Below are 24087 nucleotides of genomic sequence, written 5' to 3'. Positions count from 1 at the left end.
ATAACCCCAGAAGTCTATTCACTCCCGCGGCTGGGAACTAGCTAAAACCCAAGACTGGATAGCGAGTTCGCCACCGCAGCGGCCGATTTCTCAAATTTCTCACGCTCTTGCACCGACATTGGGAACTCGAGGACGCGGGAGACACCTGAGCGATTGACGATTGAAGGCACCGAGAGTGCGACGCCGGAAATGCCCATGTAGTCGGATAAAACTGAGCTCACTGTCAGCACCGCGTTTTCATCACCAAGGATGGCTGAGGCGATGCGGGCCGCTGACAATCCAATTGCGTAGTTGGTGGCGCCCTTACCCTCAATGACTTGGTAAGCCGCGTTCTTCACCTCAAATGCGATGTTCCCCAGCTCTTCCTCAGATAGCGCCTTGCCATTTCCGAGGTCCCAATTTGAGAGCGGAATTGCTCCGATTCTGGTCTGAGACCAAAGAGAGAATTCGCTATCTCCGTGCTCTCCCAGGATGTAGGCGTGCACCGAGCTCGCGGCAACACCCAATCGCTTCGAAAGCATCCAGCGCAATCTGGATGTGTCTAGCACCGTACCCGAGGAGAAAACTCGGCTTGAGGGAAGTCCGGAGATCCTCTGAGCCACAACCGCCAGAACGTCACAGGGATTGGTGACCAGCATCAAAATAGCGTCGGGAGAGTTGACAAGCAGGTCAGGGATTAGGGAATTGAGAATCGAAACGTTGACCCCTGCTAGGTCAAGTCTTGACTGACCTGGTTTCTGCTTGGCCCCGGCAGTGATGATGACCAAGTCGCTACCGGCGGTTTGAGAGATGTCCGAGCCGCCGCTTAGCTCAGTAGCGGGCGTGAACGGTGAACCATGGGCAAGATCCAGTACCTCGGCTCGGGCCTTGGCATGATCGATGTCATAGAGCACCACCTCACGGGCAATGCCTTGAATCATGAGCGCATAAGCGGTGGACGCTCCAACTGCACCCGCTCCTACAACAGAAATCTTTGCCATTAGCGGCGCTTTCTCTTCTCCCTTACGCGCACACCGATCTCAATCGGCGACCCCTCAAAACCAAAGTCCTCGCGCAGTCGCCTAGTGATGTAGCGGCGGTAGCCGGCCTCCAAGAAGCCGGTTGAAAACAACACAAACTTTGGTGGACGAGATGCGGCCTGGGTTCCAAACAGGATTCTCGGCTGTTTGCCACCGCGAATTGGGTGCGGGTTCTCCGCCTGAAGCTGCTGCAGGAAAGCATTGAGCTTCCCGGTTGGGATGCGCTTGTCCCAGCTCTCTAAAGCAAGCTCCAAAGCAGGGACCAACTTCTCCAAATGTCTTCCGGTAGAGGCGGAGATGTTCACCCGCGGGGCCCAGTCAACGTGGGCGAGGTCGCGTTCGATCTCTTTTTCGAGGTAATTGCGACGATCTTCGTCGAGTAGATCCCACTTGTTGAAAGCAAGCACAAGTGCGCGACCAGAGTCGAGTGCGAGCTGCACGATTCGAACATCGGCCTCGCTAATCGGTTCGGTCACATCAAATAGCACTACGGCAACCTCGGCGCGCTCCAAAGCGGCAGCAGTTCTTAGCGATGCGTAGAAATCAACACCCTGCTGTCTATGTAGCCGACGTCTGATACCTGCGGTGTCGACAAATCGCCAAATCTTGCCGGCAATCTCAACCTGCTCATCGATCGGGTCACGAGTGGTGCCAGCGAGGTCATTCACGACCGCACGGTTCGTGCCGGTCGCTTTGTTCAAAAGAGATGATTTACCAACGTTAGGTCGGCCGATTAGTGCCACTTTTCGAGGACCGCGGTACTCGTCCGCCGCAACCGCACTCTTTTCCGGAAGCACCTTCATGACGGCATCCAAAAGGTCCGCCACTCCCCTACCGTGCAAGGCTGAGACCGGATGGGGCTCGCCGAGTCCCAATGACCAAAGCGCGGCGGCTTCAGAATCCAGGTGAGAGTCATCGATCTTGTTTGCTACCAAGAAAACAGGTCTTCCGGTGCCACGCAGCATCTTGACCACTCGCTCGTCCGAAGCGGTTGCACCAACTAGTGCATCGACCACAAAAAGCACTGCATCGGAGAGATCTACCGCAATCTCTGCCTGCTCGGCCACGGAGGCATCGATACCGGTGGCATCATGCTCCCAGCCGCCAGTGTCGACTAGTGTCAGTGGCCTACCGTTCCACTCTGCCTTGTATGAAACACGGTCACGAGTAATGCCGGGGCGATCTTCAACGACCGCTTCACGACGACCAAGAATTCGATTGACCAACGCCGACTTGCCAACGTTTGGTCTTCCGACAATGGCCAGCACCGGAGGCGCAGGTCGATACTCCGATAGCTCTTCCTCATCAAGCTGGATTCCTAGAAGAGCTAGGTCCTCTTCATCTAGGTCATAGTCCTCAAGCTCCGCCTTCAGCACCTCGGCTTTGGCAATATCCAGCTCAGGCTCAAACTCTTCACTCAATTTCTAATCCTTGCAATTTCGGCCAAAACGGCCTGAACACTTTGTTCAAAATCCATGTCGGAGGTGTCGATCACCGTTACGCCCTCGGCGGCGTCTAGGAACCTTGCCACTTTACTGTCTTTTTGGTCTCGAGACACTAAATTCTCAGCTGACTCAGTGCCTTCTAGGCCACGTCGTCTGAGCCTGACTTCCTCTGATGCGGTCAGCAATATCCTCACCTGAGCATCCGGAGCCACGACCGTGGTTATGTCTCTTCCTTCAACGACGATCCCTGCGGCCTCGCAGTCGGCCATTCGCTGGCGAGCATCACGCTTCTGCAGCTCGCGGACCGCTGGACGCTGCGCGTATTCACTCACGAGGGCAGCAGCCTGTTCGGTTCGAATGCGATCGCTAACATCCACCCCATCAACCAGCACGGTGACAGCATCCGGGTCTGTGCTGATCGAATAGGGGAAGTTGGAGCTGTCAGGGTTATCGTTGGCCCAGAGTGCATAGGCACGATAGCCTGCGCCGGTATCTAGATATCCGAAGTTCAGTCGTTTTGCCACCGCCTTCGAAACACTGGACTTCCCAGAGCCCGCGGGTCCATCAATAGCAACCACAAACTCGGACATTAGACCAACCGCCAGCCGTTTTTCTCGAGCTCCTCGGAAAGGCGCTGCGACACGTCAGGCAAAACCTGCAGCTCTACCAGACCAATCGGAGCTCCAGGAGAGTGCTCTAGCTTGAAGTCTTCGATGTTTACCCCGATGTCTCCGATAAAGGTGAACAGTGTTGCAAGTGAACCAGGTGAGTCGTCAATCATCACGGTTAGCTGCGAGTAATCGGCAAACTTTCCACCATGCTTGCCTGGAATCTTGGCAATTCCTGCGTTTCCTCGGGTCAACAACGAGTGCACCTTGGCTAGTGAGCCAGGGGCTGCGATATCTGAAAGGGCCGTCTCCAGCGCCTCAAGCTCCGCCCGCATTCCACTGATAAGTGGCAACAGCGCCTTGGAATTCTGGGAAATAATCTGCACCCATAGCTCCGGATCACTTGCTGCAATTCGAGCGGTGTCTCTTAATCCCTGACCGCTCAGGGACAGTTCGTCCTCTGTGCCGGCATTCAATTGGCTGGCGAGCGCCGACGCCACGAGCTGTGGCAGGTGAGACACCAAAGCTACCGCTTTGTCATGGTCTGCCGAAGCCAGCTGAACCGGCAAGGCACCAACTCTAAGCGCAACATCCCTGATCAACTCAATTGCATCATTGGTGTTGCCGGCATGCGGAGTGATCACCCATGGACGCGCAAAGAAGAGGTCCGCTCGCGCGGCGGCTGGTCCACCTTTTTCTCTACCTGCCATGGGGTGAGATCCTACGTAGCGATCACCCAACCCGGATTCACTGACCTGGTGGGCAATCTCAACCTTGACGCTTGCGACATCTGTCACAACGGCACTTGGGTGATCTTGGAGTTGACGAATCACTACGTCGGCTGTGGCATCCGGTGGAACGCAGACGACCACCAAATCTGGCTCAGGTCCAGTCATCTCCCCTGCACCATATTCAACAGCAAGCCTCAGCGCAGACTTGGACTGGTCGGCTAACTGCGGTGTGATCCCCTGGCGCGAGAGCGCAAGGCCTAGGCTGGTTCCCAATAACCCGGTTCCGACAATCTTGATGTTCGGCATTACTGTGCCAGATCAGTCCTGAGGTTTGCCGCACCACGAAGGTAAATGTGTTTGATTTCAGAACGAGACAGCTTGGTGTCCACGTGCATCATCAGACGAATCACTCTTGGCATTGCGCCTTGGACATCCATTTCAACGCTGCACATCAGCGGTACATCGCCCAAACCTAGCTCGCGCGCGGCTAGCGCAGGAAACTCTGATGTGACATCTGGGGTTGCGGTAAACCAAATCGAGATCAGCTCGGCTGTTGAAAGGTTGTTCTCGTGAAGCACCTTGGTGACAAGTTCGGCAGTAGATCGCAGCAGGTGTTCGCGATCATCTCTATCAAGTTGGATTGCTCCGCGAATTGCCCTAACAGCCATTAGCGCCCTCTTTCTTTGCGGGATCCCGCCTGCGCCGCCTCCATCAAAGACGACACCTCGAGTCTACCCAACTCACGGAACTGGCCAGGCTTGAGATTTCCGAGCCTAAGAGGACCGAAGCTCTTTCTGGTGAGTTCGAGAACCGGGAAACCAACGGCCTCGAACATGCGTCTAACAATGCGGTTTTTTCCGCTGTGAAGAACCACTTCAACGAGTGAACTCTGCTCGTTCTGATCAAGCACTCTGGCCTTGTCAGCTTTCTGGAATCCATCCTCCAGCTTCACACCATCGAGCAGTCGCTGAATCTCGACTCTGGTGATCTTGCCTCTCACTTTTGCCACGTAGAGCTTTTCAACCTCATAGCTTGGGTGCGCTAGTTGATTGGCCAAATCACCATCGTTTGTCATAAGTAAAATTCCGGTGGTCTCAGAGTCCAATCGCCCGACATTGAAGACTCGATCCAGACCCACGAAGTAGTCGGCTAGGCATCTTCTTCCATTTTCATCCGACATGGTGGAAACCACGCCTTTTGGCTTGTGGAATGCAAAGTAAACCCGATCTGGATCGAGCTGAACTGGACGTCCGTCTACCTGAACCTGGTCAGTTTCAGGGTGAATTCTTGAACCTAGCTCGCGGACGACTTTGCCATTTACTCGAACGCGGCCCTGCACAATCAGCTCTTCGCAAACTCTTCGGGAGGCAACTCCTGCGCTGGCCAGCACCTTTTGGAGCCTGATGCCTTCTTGATCAGTCAATGTCATCCTGTCCGGGTAGGTAGGGGCTAATTTGAGGCAGTTCATCCAGGCTGTTGATTCCCAGCACCTCAAGAAGCAATTCGGTGGTTCCAAACATCGCGGCGCCGGTCTCGGCATCTACGAATAGCTCTGTGATTAGACCTCGAGAGAGCAAAGTACGCACTACGGAGTCAACGTTTACGCCGCGAATTGATGAAACCTGACCTCTAGAAATTGGCTGCCGGTAAGCAATTACGGCCAGCGTCTCGAGTGCGGCCTGAGACAACTTGGCAGGATTCTCATTGGCCACCAGTTGCTTCACCGCCCAATCGTGGTTGGGTCTCACGTATAGCCGGTATCCACCACCAACCTCGCGGAGTTCAAACCCGCGACCGACGCCTTCGTTGGCTGAGTCGTAATCTTCGCGTAAGGCTTCAAGCTCTCGCTTTACATCGTTGAGCGGTACCTCAAGCGCACCGGCGAGAGTAACTAGATTCAGCGGGGTTTCAGCAACCGTCAGGATTGCCTCTAGAGCAGCACGAAGCTGAAAATCAGTCGTCATATTCCGCTCCCAACTGGTTCAATTTGGCCTCATCAAAAGCCCTATCCTCCCACACCACCGAAAAATCGGCGAAAGGGTCCGACTGCCTAAAGCCGACCGCCCCAAGTCGATACAGCTCGAGAAGCCCCAAGAACCTTGCAACCAGTTCAGAGCGATCCTTGGCATCGGCAATCAATTCACGAAAGGTCATCGAGCTTCGTTGCCTCAGTCGCTCGACCATCAAGCCCGCCTGCTCTCGGATGCTTACCCTTGGGGCATGTAGGTGAGTAAGTCCAACCCCAGGGATTTCTTTCGGGGCGAATGCCATCTGAGCTAACTGAGAGAACTCCTGAACGCTCAGCTCCCAACGCAGTTCTGGACGAAGCTCACGGAAGCGCTCTTCGAGTCGAACCGATCTTGGCAATCGACCCGACTCGCGATCGAGACTGGAACTAAACCAAGCTGCGATTTCCTTGAACGCCCGATATTGAAGCAACCTTGCAAAAAGTAAGTCCCTTGCCTCCAAAAGTGCAACATCCTCAGCGTCAACAACCTCGCCGGCCGGAAGCAAGCTAGCTATCTTCAGGTCTAGCAAGGTGGCTGCTACGACCAAAAACTCGCTGGCGCTCTCGATTTCTGCGTGCTCATCAAGCTGCTTCACGTAGGTAAGGAACTCGTCTGTGACCCGAGAGAGTGATACCTGAGTGATGTCTAGCTCATGCTTGCCGATGAGACGCAGAAGAAGATCAAACGGGCCATCAAAGTTGTCGAGGGTGAGCCGAAAATCTATTTCAGACTCAAGCTGCACTGCCACGTTTGACTAGCTCTCTGGCAACCCTGCGATAGGCCTCAGCGGCCTCTGAACTCGGGGCAAACTGAGTAATTGGCTTTCGTGCCACGGTGGCATCAGGGAACTTCACAGTGCGACCGATTGCAGTCTCAAACACCATACCGGGGAAGGCTTCCTGCAAACGCTCCAGTACCTCGCGAGAGTGCAGGGTGCGGGAATCATGCATGGTCGGAATCAGACCATCAAGCGTGAGGGTCGGGTTGGTCCTGGCCTTGACCTTGTCAATGGTCTGAATTAGCAGCGCGACGCCACGAAGTGCAAAGAACTCGGTTGCCATCGGAATCAGTACGCCGTGGGCGGCTGTCAACGCATTGACTGTGAGAAGTCCCAGTGATGGCTGGCAGTCCACGAAAATAACGTCGTACTCATCTTTTACCTTGTGCAAAATGCCCTCGAGAACACGCTCGCGACCCATCTCGGTTACAAGGTTCATCTCTGCGGCAGACAGGTCAATGTTTGCCGGAATGATGTCGAGGTTCTCAACTTCAGTCTGCTGAATCGCAACGTGAGGATCCATCGACGCATTCATCATCAGGTCATAAATAGTTGGTGCATCTTGGTAGTCCGCTGCCAAGTTGACCGAGAGTGCACCCTGTGGATCGAAATCAACAACAAGAACTTTTCTGCCGTACTCGGCTAAAGAGGCGGCCAGGTTGATGGTGGTTGTGGTCTTTCCAACGCCACCCTTTTGGTTGCACATTGCAATAATGCGAGCCGGTCCGTGGGACTTCAGCTTCGCCGGGATCGGAAACTCCTTACCAGAGAGATTCACTTGTGCCTCCAACTACTTGTGCAAATAGCCTACCGCCGAGCACGCGGGTGAGCCGACTGATAAACCTCTCTCAAGGTATCGATTGTGATCTTGGTATAGATCTGAGTTGTGGCCACCGACGAGTGCCCTAGAAGCTCTTGGACAACCCTGACGTCTGCACCGCCCTCTATCAAATGAGTTGCAAAACAGTGGCGCAGCGTGTGGGGCGAAAGTTCAATTCCGACCGCTTCGCCGCACGCTCTAATGATTTCCCAAATGGACTGCCTAGATAGTCGCCCACCGCGCTGGTTGAGAAACAATGCTGGAGTGGCAGCTTTCACTAATCCCGGTCGCACACGAACCAGATATTCCTCGAGCGCCCTCCGAGCAAAGCTACCAACGGGCACCAGTCGCTCCTTTGATCCCTTACCGCGGACCCGGATGAAGCCTGAGTGGTCTACTTCATCCAAGTCCAGCGCCGCGATTTCACTGACGCGAGCGCCGCTTGAATAAAGAAGCTCGACAATCGCGCGGTTTCTGATTCTGATCAGGTCTGGGCTATCCACTCCAGGCTCTGGCCCACTGGCCTCCAAGAGCTTCTCTACCTGAGATAGGTGGAGCGCCTTTGGAAGCCTGATCGGAAGCTTGGGAGGCCTGACTTTTTTTGTGGGATCATCACTTCGAATACCTTCGAGGGCCAAAAATCGGTGGAGTCCACGAATCGCCGCGAGAGCTCTCGCTCTCGAAGAAGCAATCAACCCGCTGTCAATCAGCGCCAACTGATAGCCCTCGATGTGTTCAGATCTCGCGTCCATGAGATCGACGCCTTCTTGCTCGAGAAAATCTAGGTAACCGGAAAGGTCTTTACCGTAGGCGGAAAGGGTGTTTGCACTCAACCCGCGCTCAATCGTCAGATGCCGCAGATAGCTCTCAAGCGGCTTAGACATTTAGTTCTCGTTGAATAGCCGCTGCTGGCGCTGACGCTCCAAGGCGGCCTTGATTAGACCGTGAAACAGTGGGTGAGCCTTGGTCGGTCGAGACTTGAATTCAGGGTGGGCCTGGGTTCCTACGTAGTAAGGGTGAACCTCACGAGGAAGTTCCACATACTCAACCAACTGCCCATCTGGACTCGTTCCCGAGAACACTAGGCCGCTTTCAGCAATCTGATCGCGGAAGCGGTTGTTTACCTCGTAGCGGTGGCGGTGTCTCTCGTGGGAGGTAGTTGACCCATAGACCTCCGCAACAATGCTGCCCGCGGCGAGCTTCGCCTCGTAGCTACCAAGACGCATGGTGCCACCAAGATCTCCACCAGCAAGAACATCGACCTGTTCTGCCATGGTTGCAATTACAGCGTTCTGAGCGCTTGGCTCAAACTCGCTCGAGGTTGCCCCGGCGATGCCAGCCTTGTTTCTAGCGTGCTCAATAACCATGCACTGCAGTCCAAGGCAGAGTCCCAAGGTTGGGATTTGCTGTTCGCGGGCGAATTTCAATGCCCCGAGTTTGCCCTCAATACCTCGGATTCCGAAGCCGCCTGGAACACAGATGGCGTCAAGGTCTGAAAGGTTCTTGGCTGCGCCTTCCTCGCTTTCGCAATCATCGGACTTGATCCAGCGGATGTTTACCTTGGCTGACTCCGCAAAGCCGCCGGCCCTGAGAGCTTCGGTCACGGATAGATAGGCATCGGGAAGATCTATGTACTTACCCACAAGTCCTATAGTGAGCTCGTGCTTGGGGTCGTGCACGGCATTCAGGACAGGGGTCCAACCACTCCAGTCGACATCGCTTGCGTCAAGCTTTAGCGATCTGATGATGTAGCTGTCTAGCCCCTCGGAGTGCAGAACCTTTGGAATGTCATAGATTGAGGCTGCGTCCGCCGCAGTGACTACTGCCTCGCGGTCAACATCGCACATCAGGGCGATCTTGTTCTTAATACCCTCTGGTAGCTCTCGATCAGATCTGCACACAATGGCATCTGGCTGAATACCGAGCGATCGCAACATGGCAACTGAGTGCTGGGTTGGCTTGGTCTTTAGTTCGCCAGATGGCTTTAGGTAAGGCACTAGGGTCACGTGCACAAAAAACACATTGTCTCTGCCAATGTCTCTTCTCACCTGTCGAGCGGCTTCCATAAATGGCTGCGACTCAATGTCTCCAACGGTGCCACCGATCTCGGTGATAATCACGTCCGGAGCCGGAACCATGGTTGCCTGCAAACGCATGCGGCGCTTGAGTTCGTCTGTAATGTGCGGAATGACCTGCACGGTGTCGCCCAGGTACTCGCCCCGGCGCTCCTTAGCGATGACGGCTGAGTACGCCTGACCGGTCGTGACGTTGGCAGCAGCATTCAGGTTGATGTCCAAAAAGCGCTCGTAGTGACCAATATCTAGGTCGGTCTCAGCACCATCTTCGGTGACAAAAACCTCTCCGTGCTGAAACGGGTTCATGGTTCCGGGATCAACGTTTAGGTATGGGTCGAGCTTTTGCATCACGACTTTGAGTCCGCGCGCTCTAAGGAGATTTCCCAGTGAAGCGGCGGTCAGGCCCTTACCTAGGGATGACGCAACGCCACCAGTTACGAAAATGTGTCTTGGGATTCCAGAGCTCTCGGCCATGGAATCCCAATCTATCAGCGAATCAATTGCAGTTTGCCTAAGACACCAAAGTTTCTAGTTGGATGCCAATAATTCTTTAGCGTGCGCGATGGCAACATCGGAATCTGGTGCTCCTGAGAGCATGCGGGCAAGTTCTCGAACTCGCTCTTCTCCGCTGAGGGGTAGCACAGAGGAGTGAGTTATGGAACCCTGCGTGTTCTTCAAAACTCGAATTTGATTGGAAGCGAAAGCCGCAACCTGTGCGAGGTGAGTAATCACCAGCACCTGGGTGTTCTCAGAAACTCTCGCAAGCCTGCGGCCTAGTTCTGAGGCGGTCTGGCCACCAACGCCGGCATCGACTTCATCAAAAATCATGGTTGGCAATGTCTTGTCTTTAGAAAGCACAAGCTCGAGAGCGAGCATGATTCTCGAAAGTTCTCCACCCGAAGCTGCCTTTGATATTGGCCTCAAGTTAGCTCCATCGAAGGCCGCCAACATGAATTCCACACGATCCGAGCCGTGGGACTCGAACTCTCCAAGGTCAGAAATTTGAACAACCAGCTTGGAACCGACCATTGCAAGCTCCGCTAGCTCGGACGTCACCTCTTGACCGAGTCTCAGTGCTGCCTCTTGCCGGGCGATAGAAAGCGCCTTGGCTGCAGTCGAAAGTTGCGAGAGAGCGGCCTCCACTTGAATCTCAAGCTTTTCAAGCTGTTCGTCAGATGAATCCAAATCAATTAGTTCCGCCTGGAGCTGTGGAACGCTGTCGATGAATGCATCAAGCTCTCCGTTCCTGCGCTCGAAGGCCAACAGCTCAGCCCTGCGTTCGAGGCTCGCCTCAAGCTGCTGCGGATCTATTTCCAAATCGATGAGATAGCTCGACAGCTCCACAGAGATGTCCCTGGTGAGGCTGGTCAGCTCTGAAAGCTGCGCCGCAATGTCCTGTAACTTCGGATCCGAAGTTGATTCAAGACTCTTCCTGGCAATTCCAAGAGCTTGCAGTGCGCCCACGGAATCCTCAGGCGAGATGGCCTCGTGCGCGGTTGTCGCGGCAATTCGAAGACCATCGATGTTGCTAAGCCGATCAATCAAATTTCCCAATTCAGAAATCTCACCCTTAGCAGGGCTGAGTTTTTCAAAGGTTGTGAGCAACGACTTGAGTTCCTCCACCCGAGCCCGGTCTTGGCCACTGGCAGATTGCATTCGATGGTATCGAGCCTGAAGCTCAAAGTAGGAGGTGTGCGCCTGTTTATAAGCCTGAAGGTGGGCTTGGAGCTTGCCGTACTCATCCAACGCATCTCGCTGAGCTGCAACCGAACGCAGTCGCTGTTGGTCCGATTGGCCATGGACGGCCACCAGCCGCTCTGATAGCTCAGCCAGGGTTGATATCGGCACCGGCGTGCCACCCAGAATTGCTCTTGAGCGACCATCACTGCTCACGGTCCTGGTGATGATCAGTTCATCACCATCTAACTGAGCACCAAGATTTTCAAGCTCCACCCTGAGCTCCGAGCTACGAATTATCCAGGTGCCGCTGACAGACAACGACTCTTCGCCTGAGCGAATCACAGTTGTGTCTGCTCGACCACCGAGTAGGAGGTTTAGGGCGCTGAGGACCATCGTCTTTCCCGCCCCAGTCTCGCCAGTGAGGGCGTTGAATCCAGGAGCAAGTGATAGCTCAGCCTGGGCAATGACTCCAAGGTTTCGAATCGAAATTGACTCGATCACTTACTCTCCTCTGGACCTCTCCAGCCGGTGACGGGCAGGTTGAATTTGCGGACCAGGCGATCGGTGAAAGGGTCGTCGGAAAGCAGCACCATGCGAACCTGCTTATCTGATTGCCTAACTTCGATGCGAGCACCAGGCCCTAAATCAAAAGTTCTTCGACCATCACACCACAGCACCCCATTTCCGGGGCTTCGCTTGAGAACCTCGAATGCTAAGTGGGTTGCCGAACCCAGCACCAAAGGTCTCGCAAACAGAGAGTGTGCACTCAGGGGAACAACCAGCAGGGCGTCAACATCTGGCCAAACTACTGGCCCACCTGCGCTGAAGGCGTAGGCCGTAGAACCAGTTGGGGTGCTAACCAAAACTCCATCGCAGCCAAATGACGAAAGCGGGCGTCGGTCAACCTCCACCACCAGCTCCAGCATGCGTTCTCTGGCCGATTTCTCAACGGTGACTTCATTCATAGCCCAGGAGCTGAAGGCCAGCTCACCTGCTTGGTAAACCTCAACCTCCAGGGCCGAACGGTGACCAACTTCATAATCCCTGGCCGCCACTCGGTCCATGACAGAAGCCAGGGCATCAAGCTCGGCCTCGGCCATAAAGCCAACATGACCAGTGTTCACCCCAAGAATTGGGGCTTCCTGGTTTCTCAACAACTCCGCGGCCCTCAGAATGCTTCCGTCGCCACCTAGCACGATGCCGATTTCGATTGACTGATCGATGAACTCGCCAACGCCGTTTAGATCGACGCCGAGTTTTGAAATTCTTGCCAACTCGATTGATTCCAGGAGAGGGTGCAAGCCCCTGGCAAGCAACTTCTTGGCGGTGCGCTCGACTACGGTTGCCTGCTGCTCAGTCTGGGCGTTGGAGACCAGCAAGACACTTCTTGTCATTTCACCCTCTTCGCCAGCTGAATAATTTCTTCACTCCATTGTTCCCGATAAGTGGACTCATCGGAAACTATCCACAGCAGATACTCCACGTTTCCATGGGTTCCCAATACAGGAGATTGAGCCAGTGCCTTAACTGAGTATCCAATCGAGTAGCTAAAGTCGACCACTTGAGTAAGCGCTCTGGCTCTTTCACGCCAGTCAGTCACAACTCCGGACGCATTCAACGAATGCTTTCCGACCTCGAACTGAGGTTTGACCAAAATCACCATCGGGGCTGATGGAGCCAGACCAGCCAGGTTTTCAAGAACCAAAGTGATTGATATGAAGCTGAGGTCAGCGACTACTAAACCTATGGATGGTTGATGCCCGATAATTTGGGTTAGCTCATCAGGAGTCAGGTCTCGCAGATTTACGCCCTCGATGTTTCTCACCCTCGCATCATTAGCGAGCTCAGAAACCAACTGTCCGTGCCCCACGTCGATGGCGAGTACCTCTTGGGCACCTCGGTCAAGCAGAACTTGAGTAAATCCCCCGGTGGACGCACCGGCATCGAGAACTGTTGGTGGAACCTCAATACCGAACTCTGTCAGCGCAAACGCAAGCTTGGCACCTGCCCTAGATACGTAATCGACCCCAGCACTGAGGTCAACTTGGTCAGTGGGCTGAATTTTTTGGGAGGGCTTTGCCACTGGCCTGCCGTTTACGCTGACCCTTCCCGCGTCAATGAGTTGGGCTGCTTGCGAACGTGAACGCGCGAGCCCCCTGAGCACAAGTTCTATGTCTAGGCGCTCTCCCACTTAGGAAACAAGCTCCTCTAGGGACTTGATAATGGCTTCAATGGCGAAGATTTGCTCGGACTCTTCAAGCTTGTCGAGCCCTTCAATCTTGGCCGCTATCTCATTTAGGTCCATGGGTTTCCTAACTGTAAAGGGCCGGCTCAACATCGAGACCGTAGATTGGCACCTGACTTGACCAGACTACCTTGCAGGCGCAGCGAAGCGTGTCAATCGACTTTGGATCTCCATCGACCGAAACCACTTTGTTGCCCAGCAGTTCAACGCTGCTTTTTCTGAGTTCAAATCCACGTTTGGTTTGCTTTGGCTCGGAGTAGTCCACGAACAGCTCCCTGAGATCTGAGATTACAAATGTTGGCCGCTCATCAGGCTTCGCGGAAATTAACTCTTTCCTGGTGGCGACTCCAGTCATCACACAGGCCGAATCGATGCCAAAATTCACCGCACCCTTAATGTCGGTGTCCAAACGATCACCGACGAATAGTGGACGCGCAATACCAAGTTGCTCCATAGCCGCTTGGTAGATGGGTGCAAAAGGTTTACCTGCAAAGTCGGGAAGTATTCCAACTGCGGTATGAACGGCCGAAACCAAGGTTCCATTACCAGGGGCAATTCCATCTTCTCGAGGAATGGTCCAGTCTTGATTGGTAGCCAACCAGATAGCTCCTCGCTGGATCGCATACGCGGCTTCTGCAAGCTGGCGCCATCCAACATCTGGAGAAAACCCTTGGATCACTGCAGCAGGAGAATCAGCTGCAGAGGCGACCACTTCAAAACCTAAGGCTTGGACTTCAAAGGAGAGGCCCTCGCCGCCGACAACCAAGACCTTGGCTCCCCGAGGGATGCGATCGACTAGCATCTTCGCCCCGGCCTTCGCCGAGCCAACAATCTCCGCCGGATTGGTGTCAATACCCAAAGCGACCAACTGGTCGGCAATTACTTCAGGCCTCCGGGAAGAGTTATTGGTGACAAAGCCAATCTTGAGGCCTTGAGCCTTGACGCGATTCACGGATTCAACAGCGTGAGGCACGGCCTTGGATCCCAAATAGACCACTCCATCGAGATCAAAGAGTACGGAGTCGTAAGAATCAACGAGCGCGGCCACGGCCGCCTCCCTCGCTTGGTCCTCGCCTTCCAGGTCTTGGAGCTCCCTTGCCAAAGCTGGCACCACCCCGAGGCTTACCATCGCGGCCGCGGGAATCAAAATCCCGCTTTGGAGCAGGCTTAGATTCTGAACCTTCAGCCCTTGGAGTTCTGGGCTTGTAATCAGAAGTGCGCTCACCACGAGGCTTGTAATCAGATGTGCGCTCACCGCGCGGTTTGTAGTCCGAGCTTCGATCACTGCGGGGTTTGTATTCAGAAGATCGCTCGCCTCTCGGCTTGCGATCATCGCCAGCTGCCGGTCGTGGGCGTCGCTCGAAATTCTTACCCTCTGATCTTGAGGAGTCGAAGTTTCTCTTGGCCGGCTTTATCTCGAAATCAGCACTGGTAGGGATCGTAATCTCTTCGATTAGCTCCAACATTTCGCCATCAACTTGAGACAGGGCTTTCTCCGCTCGGTCCGCGAGCTCGTCCCATGAGTCCCCCGACTGCCCGAGCTCCCGCAAAACCTCAGCATACGCACGGAATAACAACGGCGACTGGGGGAAAACCTGCTTAGGACTAAGCTCCGGAATCTCAAGTTCGAGCTTGGCATTCTTGGGGTCGCCCAGGTCGAGGCGAGCACCAGACAGGGCAACAGCGAGATTGATACGCACCCCAACCGAAAGACTCTTACGATCCAAACCCGCGATAGCCTCCAGGGCTCGGGCCGGACGACCCATCCCGCGCTCAGAATCAACAATTAGAGGAAGCTGATCGTTGGAACCAGAGAGTCTGCGATGCGTAAGCAGCTCGCGCAGCGCAAGCGAATAATCGCCGACGGTGTAGGCAGTTACACCAAGGGTCTCATGAACGATTGCAAGGCGACCAGCGCGCCGTGATGCGGCCAACGCGTGCTTGTGAGCAAGTTCGGGATCTGAATCAATAAGCAGGTTCACCATCGCAAGGTGACGTGCAACCATCTCAGCATTCTCAGCGGTTAGTGTCTTGAGCTGGACGCGAACACTCATGTCGATGTCCTCAGGAGTAATCTCACTGGGGATCAGCGGCGACTTTTCGACTTCCCTGTCGCGCTTGACACGTTCCTGCCATGCAGGTCTCGCACCCTCGGTGCGCTCACCACGGCCAATTGGACCCTCACGCTTCTCGCTGGGTCTCTTTCGTTCCATGATGCTCCTTTTGGAATTAGCTTAAATAGAAAAGGCCACCCCTAAAAGGAGTGGCCATTTCTAAAGTAAGTCCGGCGGTGTCCTACTCTCCCACAAGGTCCCCCTTGCAGTACCATCGGCGCTGAGAGTCTTAGCTTCCGGGTTCGGAATGTGACCGGGCGTTTCCCTCTCGCTATGGCCGCCGAAACACTATTGAGTTATGTGAATCGAAGATCATTCTTCGGTTCTCGACCATACCTCGAGAACCACACAGTGGACGCAAGCAAAAGAATTTGTATCAAGTCATCGGGCTATTAGTACGGGTCAGCTCCATACCTTTCGGTACTTCCACATCCCGCCTATCAACGCAGTAATCTAGCTGCGGCCCTCTCGACATAAAGTCATGGAAATCTCATCTTGAGGCAGGCTTCCCGCTTAGATGCTTTCAGCGGTTATCCCTCCCGAACGTAGCTAACCAGCGGTGCACTTGGCAGTACAACTGGCACACCAGAGGTTCGTCCAACCCGGTCCTCTCGTACTAGGGTCAGGTCCTCTCAAATTTCCTGCGCGCGCAGAGGATAGAGACCGAACTGTCTCACGACGTTCTGAACCCAGCTCGCGTGCCGCTTTAATGGGCGAACAGCCCAACCCTTGGGACCTACTACAGCCCCAGGATGCGACGAGCCGACATCGAGGTGCCAAACCATGCCGTCGATATGGACTCTTGGGCAAGATCAGCCTGTTATCCCCGAGGTACCTTTTATCCGTTGAGCGACAGCGCTTCCACAAGCCACTGCCGGATCACTAGTCCCGACTTTCGTCCCTGCTCGACTTGTCAGTCTCACAGTCAAGCTCCCTTGTGCACTTACACTCGACACCTGATTACCAACCAGGCTGAGGGAACCTTTGGGCGCCTCCGTTACTTTTTAGGAGGCAACCGCCCCAGTTAAACTACCCACCAGGCACTGTCCCGGAACCGGATCACGGTCCGCGGTTAGATATCCAGGGCGACAAGAGTGGTATTTCAACAATGACTCCACGTGAACTGGCGTCCACGCTTCATAGTCTCCCACCTATCCTACACAAGCCGCACCGAACACCAATACCAAGCTATAGTAAAGGTCACGGGGTCTTTTCGTCCTTCTGCGCGTAATGAGCATCTTCACTCATAGTGCAATTTCGCCGAGTTCGTGGTTGAGACAGCTGAGAAGTCGTTACGCCATTCGTGCAGGTCGGAACTTACCCGACAAGGAATTTCGCTACCTTAGGATGGTTATAGTTACCACCGCCGTTTACTGGGGCTTAAATTCCTAGCTTTGCATTGCTGCTAACCAGTCCTCTTAACCTTCCAGCACCGGGCAGGCGTCAGTCCGTATACATCGTTTTGCAACTTCGCACGGACCTGTGTTTTTGATAAACAGTCGCTACTCACTGGTCTCTGCGGCCATACAGCGCTTTTGGAGTAAATCCATACACGCCTCAGGCCCCCCTTCTCCCGAAGTTACGGGGGCATTTTGCCGAGTTCCTTAACCACGATTCTCTCGATCTCCTTAGTATTCTCTACCTGACCACCTGAGTCGGTTTGGGGTACGGGCAGCTAGAACCTCACGTCGATGCTTTTCTTGGCAGCATAGGATCACCCACTTCGTCCTTGCGGACTCATCATCAGATCTCAGGCTATGTGAGAGACGGATTTGCCTATCTCTCGCCCTACGTCCTTAAACGGGGACAACCATCGCCCCGCGGAGGCTACCTTCCTGCGTCACACCTGTTAATACGTTAACCGCACCAGCATAGGTTCGTTGGCTCCACTGACCCATCCACCCGAAGGCTTCAAGATCAGCTTCAGCAACTTAGCATTACTGGATTAGTTTGGGCGGTTCTTCGCCGGTACGGGAATATCAACCCGTTGTCCATCGACTACGCCTGTCGGCCTCGCCTTAGGTCCCGACTTACCCAGGGCGGATTAGCCTGGCCCTGGAACCCTTGGTCTTCCGGAGTGCGGGTTTCTCACCCGCATTTCGCTACTCATTCCTGAATTCTCACTCGTGTGGCATCCACGGCTGGATCACTCCGCCGCTTCGCTCGCCACACGACGCTCTCCTACCCATCTGTACGCCTGGATCTTGCGACCTAGCAATGTACAAATGCCACAACTTCGGTGACTTGCTTGAGCCCCGTTATATTGTCGGCGCGGAATCACTTGACCAGTGAGCTATTACGCACTCTTTTAATGGTGGCTGCTTCTAAGCCAACATCCTGGTTGTCTATGCAACTCCACATCCTTTCCCACTTAGCAAGCGCTTAGGGACCTTAGTTGGTGGTCTGGGCTGTTTCCCTTTTGACTACGAAGCTTATCCCCCGCAGTCTCACTGCCTTGTTCTCACTCTCTGGCATTCGGAGTTTGGCTGACGTCAGTAACCTTGTAGGGCCCATCGGCCATCCAGTAGCTCTACCTCCAGAGAGAAACACAAGACGCTGCACCTAAATGCATTTCGGAGAGAACCAGCTATCACGAGGTTTGATTGGCCTTTCACCCCTACCCACAGCTCATCCCCTCCATTTTCAACTGAAGTGGGTTCGGTCCTCCACGACGTCTTACCGTCGCTTCAACCTGGCCATGGGTAGATCACCTCGCTTCGGGTCTAGGACCTGCGACTGAATCGCCCTATTCAGACTCGCTTTCGCTACGCCTACCCCACACGGGTTAAGCTCGCCACAGATCGCTAACTCTCAGGATCATTCTTCAAAAGGCACGCTGTCACCAGAACAAGCTGGCTCCAACGGTTTGTAAGCACACGGTTTCAGGTACTATTTCACTCCCCTCCCGGGGTACTTTTCACCTTTCCCTCACGGTACTTGTCCGCTATCGGTCAATAGGTAGTATTTAGGCTTACGAGGTGGTCCTCGCAGATTCACACAGAATTTCACGGGTTCCGTGCTACTTGGGATACTTCTCGAGCTGAGACAACGTTTCGACTACGGGGTTCGCACCCTCTGTGACTGGCCGTTCAAGACCATTCGTCTACATTGCTTACATACTCGTGTAAATCGGCAGATTTACTGAGAAGTCCCACAACCCCAAACATGCAACGCCTGCCGGCTATCACACATGCTTGGTTTAGCCTCTTCCGCGTTCGCTCGCCACTACTAACGGAATCACTGTTGTTTTCTCTTCCTGTGGGTACTGAGATGTTTCACTTCCCCACGTTCCCTCTATCCTGCCTATACATTCAGCAGGAAGTAACCAGATCTAGTCTGGCTGGGTTTCCCCATTCGGACATCCTCGGATCAAAGTCTGCTTATCGACTCCCCGAGGCTTATCGCAGATTGCTACGTCCTTCTTCGGCTCCTATTGCCAAGGCATCCACCGTGTGCTCTTTCGAACTTGACACTAAAGGATCTTTCTCATTTCTGAGAATAAATCGCTGACATGCACTAGGCATGTCAAAAGATGCTCGCGTCCACTATGTAGTTCTCAAAGTACGGGCGGTTCCGCACTGCTTGGTTTCCCTTACAAATACGAACCTGACCAAAAGAGTCAAACTCTAAATGGCCCCTGGTGATCGTTTCCGATCTCCAAGGACCCAACAGCGTGCTGATAACTGATCCAAACCATGGCTTTCCAGCTCTCAAGGAGCGTACTGACCAAAAACTCTTCCGAGTTATCCAATGTGATGTTCCACCCATGAGCTAATCAGCCGAAGAACATTCGTCTTCGAAACTGACTCTCTTTGAAGAACCGAAGTTCTTCGAGATGCTCCTTAGAAAGGAGGTGATCCAGCCGCACCTTCCGGTACGGCTACCTTGTTACGACTTAGTCCCAATCACCAATCCCACCTTCGACGGCTCCCTCCTTACGGTTAGGCCACCGGCTTCGGGTGTTACCGACTTTCGTGACTTGACGGGCGGTGTGTACAAGGCCCGGGAACGTATTCACCGTAGCGTTGCTGATCTACGATTACTAGCGACTCCGACTTCATGAGGTCGAGTTGCAGACCTCAATCCGAACTGAGACCGGCTTTTTGGGATTCGCTCCACCTTACGGTATTGCAGCCCTCTGTACCGGCCATTGTAGCATGCGTGAAGCCCAAGACATAAGGGGCATGATGATTTGACGTCATCCCCACCTTCCTCCGAGTTGACCCCGGCAGTATCCCATGAGTTCCCACCATTACGTGCTGGCAACATAGGACGAGGGTTGCGCTCGTTGCGGGACTTAACCCAACATCTCACGACACGAGCTGACGACAACCATGCACCACCTGTATAGAGACCTTGCGGGGAGTACATTTCTGCACTTTTCCTCTATATGTCAAGCCTTGGTAAGGTTCTTCGCGTTGCATCGAATTAATCCGCATGCTCCGCCGCTTGTGCGGGCCCCCGTCAATTCCTTTGAGTTTTAGCCTTGCGGCCGTACTCCCCAGGCGGGGTGCTTAATGTGTTAACTTCGTCACGGACCACGTGGAATGTGGCCCACAGCTAGCACCCACCGTTTACGGCGTGGACTACCAGGGTATCTAATCCTGTTCGCTCCCCACGCTTTCGCTCCTCAGCGTCAGTTACGGCCCAGAGATGTGCCTTCGCCATTGGTGTTCCTCCTGATATCTGCGCATTCCACCGCTACACCAGGAATTCCCATCTCCCCTACCGCACTCTAGCCTGCCCGTACCCACTGCAAGTCCGAGGTTGAGCCTCGGAATTTCACAGCAGACGTGACAAACCGCCTACGAGCTCTTTACGCCCAATAATTCCGGACAACGCTTGCACCCTACGTATTACCGCGGCTGCTGGCACGTAGTTAGCCGGTGCTTTTTCTGCAGGTACCGTCACTTTCGCTTCTTCCCTGCTAAAAGAGGTTTACAACCCGAAGGCCTTCATCCCTCACGCGGCGTTGCTGCATCAGGCTTGCGCCCATTGTGCAATATTCCCCACTGCTGCCTCCCGTAGGAGTCTGGGCCGTGTCTCAGTCCCAGTGTGGCCGGTCACCCTCTCAGGCCGGCTACCCGTCGTCGCCTTGGTGAGCCATTACCTCACCAACTAGCTGATAGGCCGCGAGATCATCCTTGACCGAAATTCTTTCTTCCCCAGTGGATGCCCACCAGGGAAAGTATCCGGTATTAGCTACAGTTTCCCGCAGTTATCCCAGAGTCAAGGGCAGATTTCTCACGTGTTACTCACCCGTTCGCCACTAATCCACCGGAGCAAGCTCCAGCTTCATCGTTCGACTTGCATGTGTTAAGCACGCCGCCAGCGTTCGTCCTGAGCCAGGATCAAACTCTCCGTAAAAATTTGTTTGCCTGCAAGCAGGCAAGCTTTTACGAACACTCCGGAAAATTGGAGTGATCAATTTGATTTGGCTTTTGAACTGTCTACTGACAATTCTGTTTTATCCAAAAGGAATCTCTACTGAAACCGGAGTTTCAGCCGAGGTTTTTGGCATCGACATTGTGCACGCTGTTGAGTTCTCAAAGATCGGATGCTTCTGACTTCATCTCTCGAATCAGCTTCAGAGCAACTTCTCAAGTCTACCGATTTGACTTCTTCTGTCAACTCCAGGTTTCCCTTTTGTTTTCAGAGGATTCCTCCTCGGAGACCTAAATCCTAGACATCGAAAACTGGACCCGCAAGGGTCAATTTCTCTGTTCGAGGATTTGTTGTACTTGAGCCGGCGATCTCATCGGATTCTGCCAAACTTTGGACAACTCGGTATAGCTTAGTCACGTTTTGGTAAAGCTGTCAAATCAACTGCGATATTCGCGTGTTGACAGCCCTGGTTCCCCTATTTTGCAAGGAAAAGTGCCGCGAGGGTTTTCTTCCCGCGAGCCAAAACCGCCATGCCCCCCACAAGAAAATCACTCAAAATTGCTTCCTCGTGATCGATCTTCACCTTGTTGACTGACACTGCACCCTGGGCAATAGCCCTCCTGGCAGCACCGTTGCTTTCACATAGTCCGGTCGAAACCAGGGCGGAAACAACCGAATCACCCTCGCGAACGATTGCGGAGGGAAGTTCACTCAGGGCATCCCGCAGCACTTCCTGATCCAGATTGCGAAGTTCCCCAGCACCAAATAGTGCGAGGGACGCATCGCGAGCCGCCTCGGCCTGGGCTTTGGAGTGCACTAGTTCAGTGACCTCGAGAGCTAGACGACGCTGGGCCTCTCGCTTGAACGGCTCATCCCTCACCTGCTCAGCAAGGTCGTCGATCTCGGTTTTGGTGAGGAAGGTGAAAACCTTCAACCGATCGATTACATCTGCATCATCGGTGTTCAGCCAGAACTGGTACATGGCATAAGGGCTAGTTAGGTCAGAGTCGAGCCAGATTGCATTACCCTCACTCTTGCCAAACTTCTTCCCATCAGAGTTGGTGATCAGCGGAGTTGCAATCAGATGCACGCTCTTGCCCTCAACCTTGTGAATCAAGTCGCTGCCAGCGGTTAAGTTACCCCACTGGTCTGAACCACCGGATTGCATAACGCAGTCGTAGCGCCGGTAGAGCTCCAAGAAATCCAAACCCTGCAAAATCTGATAGCTGAACTCCGTGTAGCTGATTCCACTTTCTGAATTGAGTCTGGCTGAAACCGCATCCTTGGAGAGCATTTTGCCGACGCGGAAGTGTTTGCCGATCTCTCTCAACAAATCGATTGCACTGTAGCCACTGGTCCAGTCGAGATTATTCACCAGCCGAGCGGGGTTTGATCCCGAGTAGTCCAAAAACCTCGCGGTTTGCGCTGCAAGCTTCTCGACCCAGGCCGCAACGGTTTCCTTTGAATTCAGAGTGCGCTCGGCAGTTGGCTTTGGGTCGCCAATGAGACCGGTAGCACCACCCACGAGTGCGAGTGGATTGTGTCCAGCCAGTTGAAGCCGGCGCATGGTAAGCAGCTGCACCAAGTTTCCGAGGTGTAGAGAGGGGGCGGTGGGATCGAACCCGCAGTAATAAGTGGTTGGTTTTTCAAGCTGCTTGCGCAACTCAGTTTCGTCGGTGCTCAGCGCAAGTAAGCCTCGCCACTTCAATTCATCGATGATGTGAGCGAAGCTGGGGTCGTTTGCCTGAGCGGCCAGTGTTTCAGCGGTTGCCACTTATGCGTCCCTTCTCGGAGCAAGCTTTCTTATTGCGAGCAACTGCTCAAGAACCTGGGATAGCGCTGTTCCGCCGGCACCATCGCGACCTGCAATGGCTGCACCAACGCTGGTCACCTCACGCACTGAGCCATCAAGTAGCGGCGAGACCTTTGCCAACAGCTCATCCGAAGCATCGGCAAGCTCGATACCAAGCCCTTCGCACTCCTTTACCAATGCACCGGTAATCTCGTGAGCCACACGGAATGGCACACCCTTCTTCACCAACCACTCGGCAACATCCGTCGCCAAGGAGTAGCCCATCGGTGCTAGCGCCTCGAGCCTTGCGGTGTTGAAAGTCAGGGTCCGCACCATTCCAGTGAAAGCGGGAAGCACCAGCAGCAGGGTGTCTACGGAGTCGAATACCGGCTCCTTGTCCTCCTGCAAATCACGGTTGTAACTCAGCGGCAAACCCTTCATGGTGGCCAACAGGCCGGCCAGGTTTCCAATTACTCTGCCAGCTTTACCTCTGGCCAGCTCTGCAATGTCAGGGTTCTTCTTTTGCGGCATGATCGAAGAGCCGGTCGAATACGCATCATCCAACTTGATGTAATCAAATTCATAGCTCGACCAAATCACGATCTCCTCAGCAAAGCGAGATAGATCCACCGCAATCAAGGTAGCCACAAACTGAAACTCGGCAACCACATCTCTAGACGAGGTCGCATCCATGCTGTTCTCGGTGGTTCCAACAAAGCCGAGTTCGCTGGCAACCAGCTTTGGGTCAAGACCTAGTGTGTTACCAGCCAACGCACCGGCGCCATATGGCGACAGCTTTGCTCGCGACCGCCAGTTTTCCAATCGCTGCAGATTTCTGACCATGGGCCAGGCATGTGCCAATAAGTGATGAGACAGCAGCACCGGTTGAGCATGCTGGAAATGAGTCCGACCTGGCATCGCAACACCAACATGAGCCTCAGCCTGAGTTGCCAAAGCCTCTAGGTAATCCAAAAGCTGAGCTTCGATAACCTCAGCCGCATCTAATAGGTAGGAGCGGATCAGGGTAGCAATCTGATCATTTCTGGATCTTCCGGCACGTACTTTGCCTGCGAGATCAGCTCCTGCAATCTCCATGAGCCCGCGCTCAAGTGCTGCATGTACGTCCTCTTCGGAGGGCTTTGGGAGGAATGACCCGGAACGCACTCGTTTTTCAAGCTCGTGGCAGGCATCGGTCAGAATCCTGAATTCATCCGAATCGAGATACCCAGCTGCTTGCAGCGCTACCAGGTGAGCGCGAGTGCCAGCCAAGTCATATGTGGCCAACCGCCAGTCGAAATGAGTTGACTTACTCAGTGCGGCCAAGGCGTCATCGGGGCCAGCGGCGAACCTGCCGCCCCAAAGTGCATCGTTTGTCTGTGCCATCAA

18 protein-coding genes and 3 rRNA genes are annotated in these 24087 nt (G+C 54.1%); all 21 read right to left on the bottom strand.

Features of this window, described 5'->3' with window-relative positions; all coding sequences use genetic code 11:
* Positions 1-41: 41 nt before the first annotated feature.
* The 21 genes from OO713_RS02520 to argH all read right to left on the bottom strand — a co-directional run bounded on the left by OO713_RS02520 (position 42) and on the right by argH (position 24084).
* On the bottom strand, positions 42-980 hold the full coding sequence (locus tag OO713_RS02520) for an L-lactate dehydrogenase (protein ID WP_264786108.1): 939 nt from the start codon (positions 978-980) through the stop codon (positions 42-44).
* On the bottom strand, positions 980-2440 hold the full coding sequence (gene der, locus OO713_RS02515) for a ribosome biogenesis GTPase Der (RefSeq protein WP_264786106.1): 1461 nt from the start codon (positions 2438-2440) through the stop codon (positions 980-982). Before der ends, OO713_RS02520 begins: the two co-directional genes overlap by 1 nt.
* Positions 2437-3054 (bottom strand): (d)CMP kinase, encoded by a 618-nt coding sequence (locus OO713_RS02510; RefSeq protein ID WP_264786104.1) that lies wholly within the window; start codon positions 3052-3054, stop codon positions 2437-2439. Before OO713_RS02510 ends, der begins: the two co-directional genes overlap by 4 nt.
* On the bottom strand, positions 3054-4109 hold the full coding sequence (locus OO713_RS02505; RefSeq protein WP_264786103.1) for a prephenate dehydrogenase: 1056 nt from the start codon (positions 4107-4109) through the stop codon (positions 3054-3056). The genes OO713_RS02510 and OO713_RS02505 overlap by 1 nt, the downstream gene beginning before the upstream one ends.
* Positions 4109-4471 (bottom strand): chorismate mutase, encoded by a 363-nt coding sequence (aroH, locus tag OO713_RS02500; RefSeq protein WP_264786102.1) that lies wholly within the window; start codon positions 4469-4471, stop codon positions 4109-4111. The genes OO713_RS02505 and aroH overlap by 1 nt, the downstream gene beginning before the upstream one ends.
* Complete coding sequence (locus OO713_RS02495) at positions 4471-5232, bottom strand: pseudouridine synthase (protein ID WP_264786100.1); 762 nt, start codon at positions 5230-5232, stop codon at positions 4471-4473. The genes aroH and OO713_RS02495 overlap by 1 nt, the downstream gene beginning before the upstream one ends.
* Complete coding sequence (gene scpB / locus OO713_RS02490) at positions 5219-5767, bottom strand: SMC-Scp complex subunit ScpB (RefSeq protein ID WP_264786099.1); 549 nt, start codon at positions 5765-5767, stop codon at positions 5219-5221. Before scpB ends, OO713_RS02495 begins: the two co-directional genes overlap by 14 nt.
* On the bottom strand, positions 5757-6560 hold the full coding sequence (locus tag OO713_RS02485; protein ID WP_264786098.1) for a ScpA family protein: 804 nt from the start codon (positions 6558-6560) through the stop codon (positions 5757-5759). The genes scpB and OO713_RS02485 overlap by 11 nt, the downstream gene beginning before the upstream one ends.
* Complete coding sequence (locus tag OO713_RS02480; protein ID WP_264786097.1) at positions 6544-7368, bottom strand: AAA family ATPase; 825 nt, start codon at positions 7366-7368, stop codon at positions 6544-6546. The genes OO713_RS02485 and OO713_RS02480 overlap by 17 nt, the downstream gene beginning before the upstream one ends.
* Before the next feature lie 29 nt (positions 7369-7397).
* Positions 7398-8294, bottom strand: a complete 897-nt coding sequence (locus tag OO713_RS02475; RefSeq protein ID WP_264786096.1) for a site-specific tyrosine recombinase XerD — start codon at positions 8292-8294, stop codon at positions 7398-7400.
* Complete coding sequence (locus OO713_RS02470) at positions 8295-9959, bottom strand: CTP synthase (protein ID WP_272501302.1); 1665 nt, start codon at positions 9957-9959, stop codon at positions 8295-8297.
* Between the two features lie 54 nt (positions 9960-10013).
* The gene (gene recN / locus OO713_RS02465; RefSeq protein WP_264786095.1) at positions 10014-11666 is read right to left on the bottom strand and encodes a DNA repair protein RecN; all 1653 of its coding nucleotides are present in this window, start codon (positions 11664-11666) and stop codon (positions 10014-10016) included.
* The gene (locus OO713_RS02460) at positions 11663-12559 is read right to left on the bottom strand and encodes an NAD kinase (protein WP_264786093.1); all 897 of its coding nucleotides are present in this window, start codon (positions 12557-12559) and stop codon (positions 11663-11665) included. Before OO713_RS02460 ends, recN begins: the two co-directional genes overlap by 4 nt.
* The gene (locus OO713_RS02455) at positions 12556-13356 is read right to left on the bottom strand and encodes a TlyA family RNA methyltransferase (protein ID WP_264786091.1); all 801 of its coding nucleotides are present in this window, start codon (positions 13354-13356) and stop codon (positions 12556-12558) included. The genes OO713_RS02460 and OO713_RS02455 overlap by 4 nt, the downstream gene beginning before the upstream one ends.
* A 121-nt stretch (positions 13357-13477) precedes the next feature.
* The gene (locus OO713_RS02450; RefSeq protein ID WP_264786090.1) at positions 13478-14458 is read right to left on the bottom strand and encodes an HAD-IIA family hydrolase; all 981 of its coding nucleotides are present in this window, start codon (positions 14456-14458) and stop codon (positions 13478-13480) included.
* Entirely contained in the window at positions 14442-15623 is a 1182-nt protein-coding gene (locus tag OO713_RS02445; RefSeq protein ID WP_264786088.1) for a hypothetical protein, read from the bottom strand. The genes OO713_RS02450 and OO713_RS02445 overlap by 17 nt, the downstream gene beginning before the upstream one ends.
* A 69-nt stretch (positions 15624-15692) precedes the next feature.
* Positions 15693-15809, bottom strand: a 5S ribosomal RNA gene (gene rrf, locus OO713_RS02440).
* Positions 15810-15896: 87 nt separating this feature from the next.
* Positions 15897-18996, bottom strand: a 23S ribosomal RNA gene (locus OO713_RS02435).
* Positions 18997-19370: 374 nt separating this feature from the next.
* Positions 19371-20891, bottom strand: a 16S ribosomal RNA gene (locus tag OO713_RS02430).
* Together the 16S, 23S and 5S rRNA genes form the textbook arrangement of a ribosomal RNA operon.
* A 493-nt stretch (positions 20892-21384) precedes the next feature.
* On the bottom strand, positions 21385-22683 hold the full coding sequence (gene tyrS / locus OO713_RS02425) for a tyrosine--tRNA ligase (RefSeq protein ID WP_264786086.1): 1299 nt from the start codon (positions 22681-22683) through the stop codon (positions 21385-21387).
* Positions 22684-24084: an argininosuccinate lyase gene (argH, locus tag OO713_RS02420; RefSeq protein ID WP_264786085.1), complete on the bottom strand. Its 1401-nt coding sequence runs from the start codon at positions 24082-24084 to the stop codon at positions 22684-22686.
* Positions 24085-24087: the final 3 nt, after the last annotated feature.

This window comes from Aquiluna sp. KACHI24 (assembly GCF_025997915.1).
In the GTDB taxonomy this organism is placed as follows: Bacteria; Actinomycetota; Actinomycetes; order Actinomycetales; family Microbacteriaceae; genus Aquiluna.
Note: the sequence above shows the minus strand (reverse complement) of the source record. Positions and strands in the feature narration are given on the sequence as shown.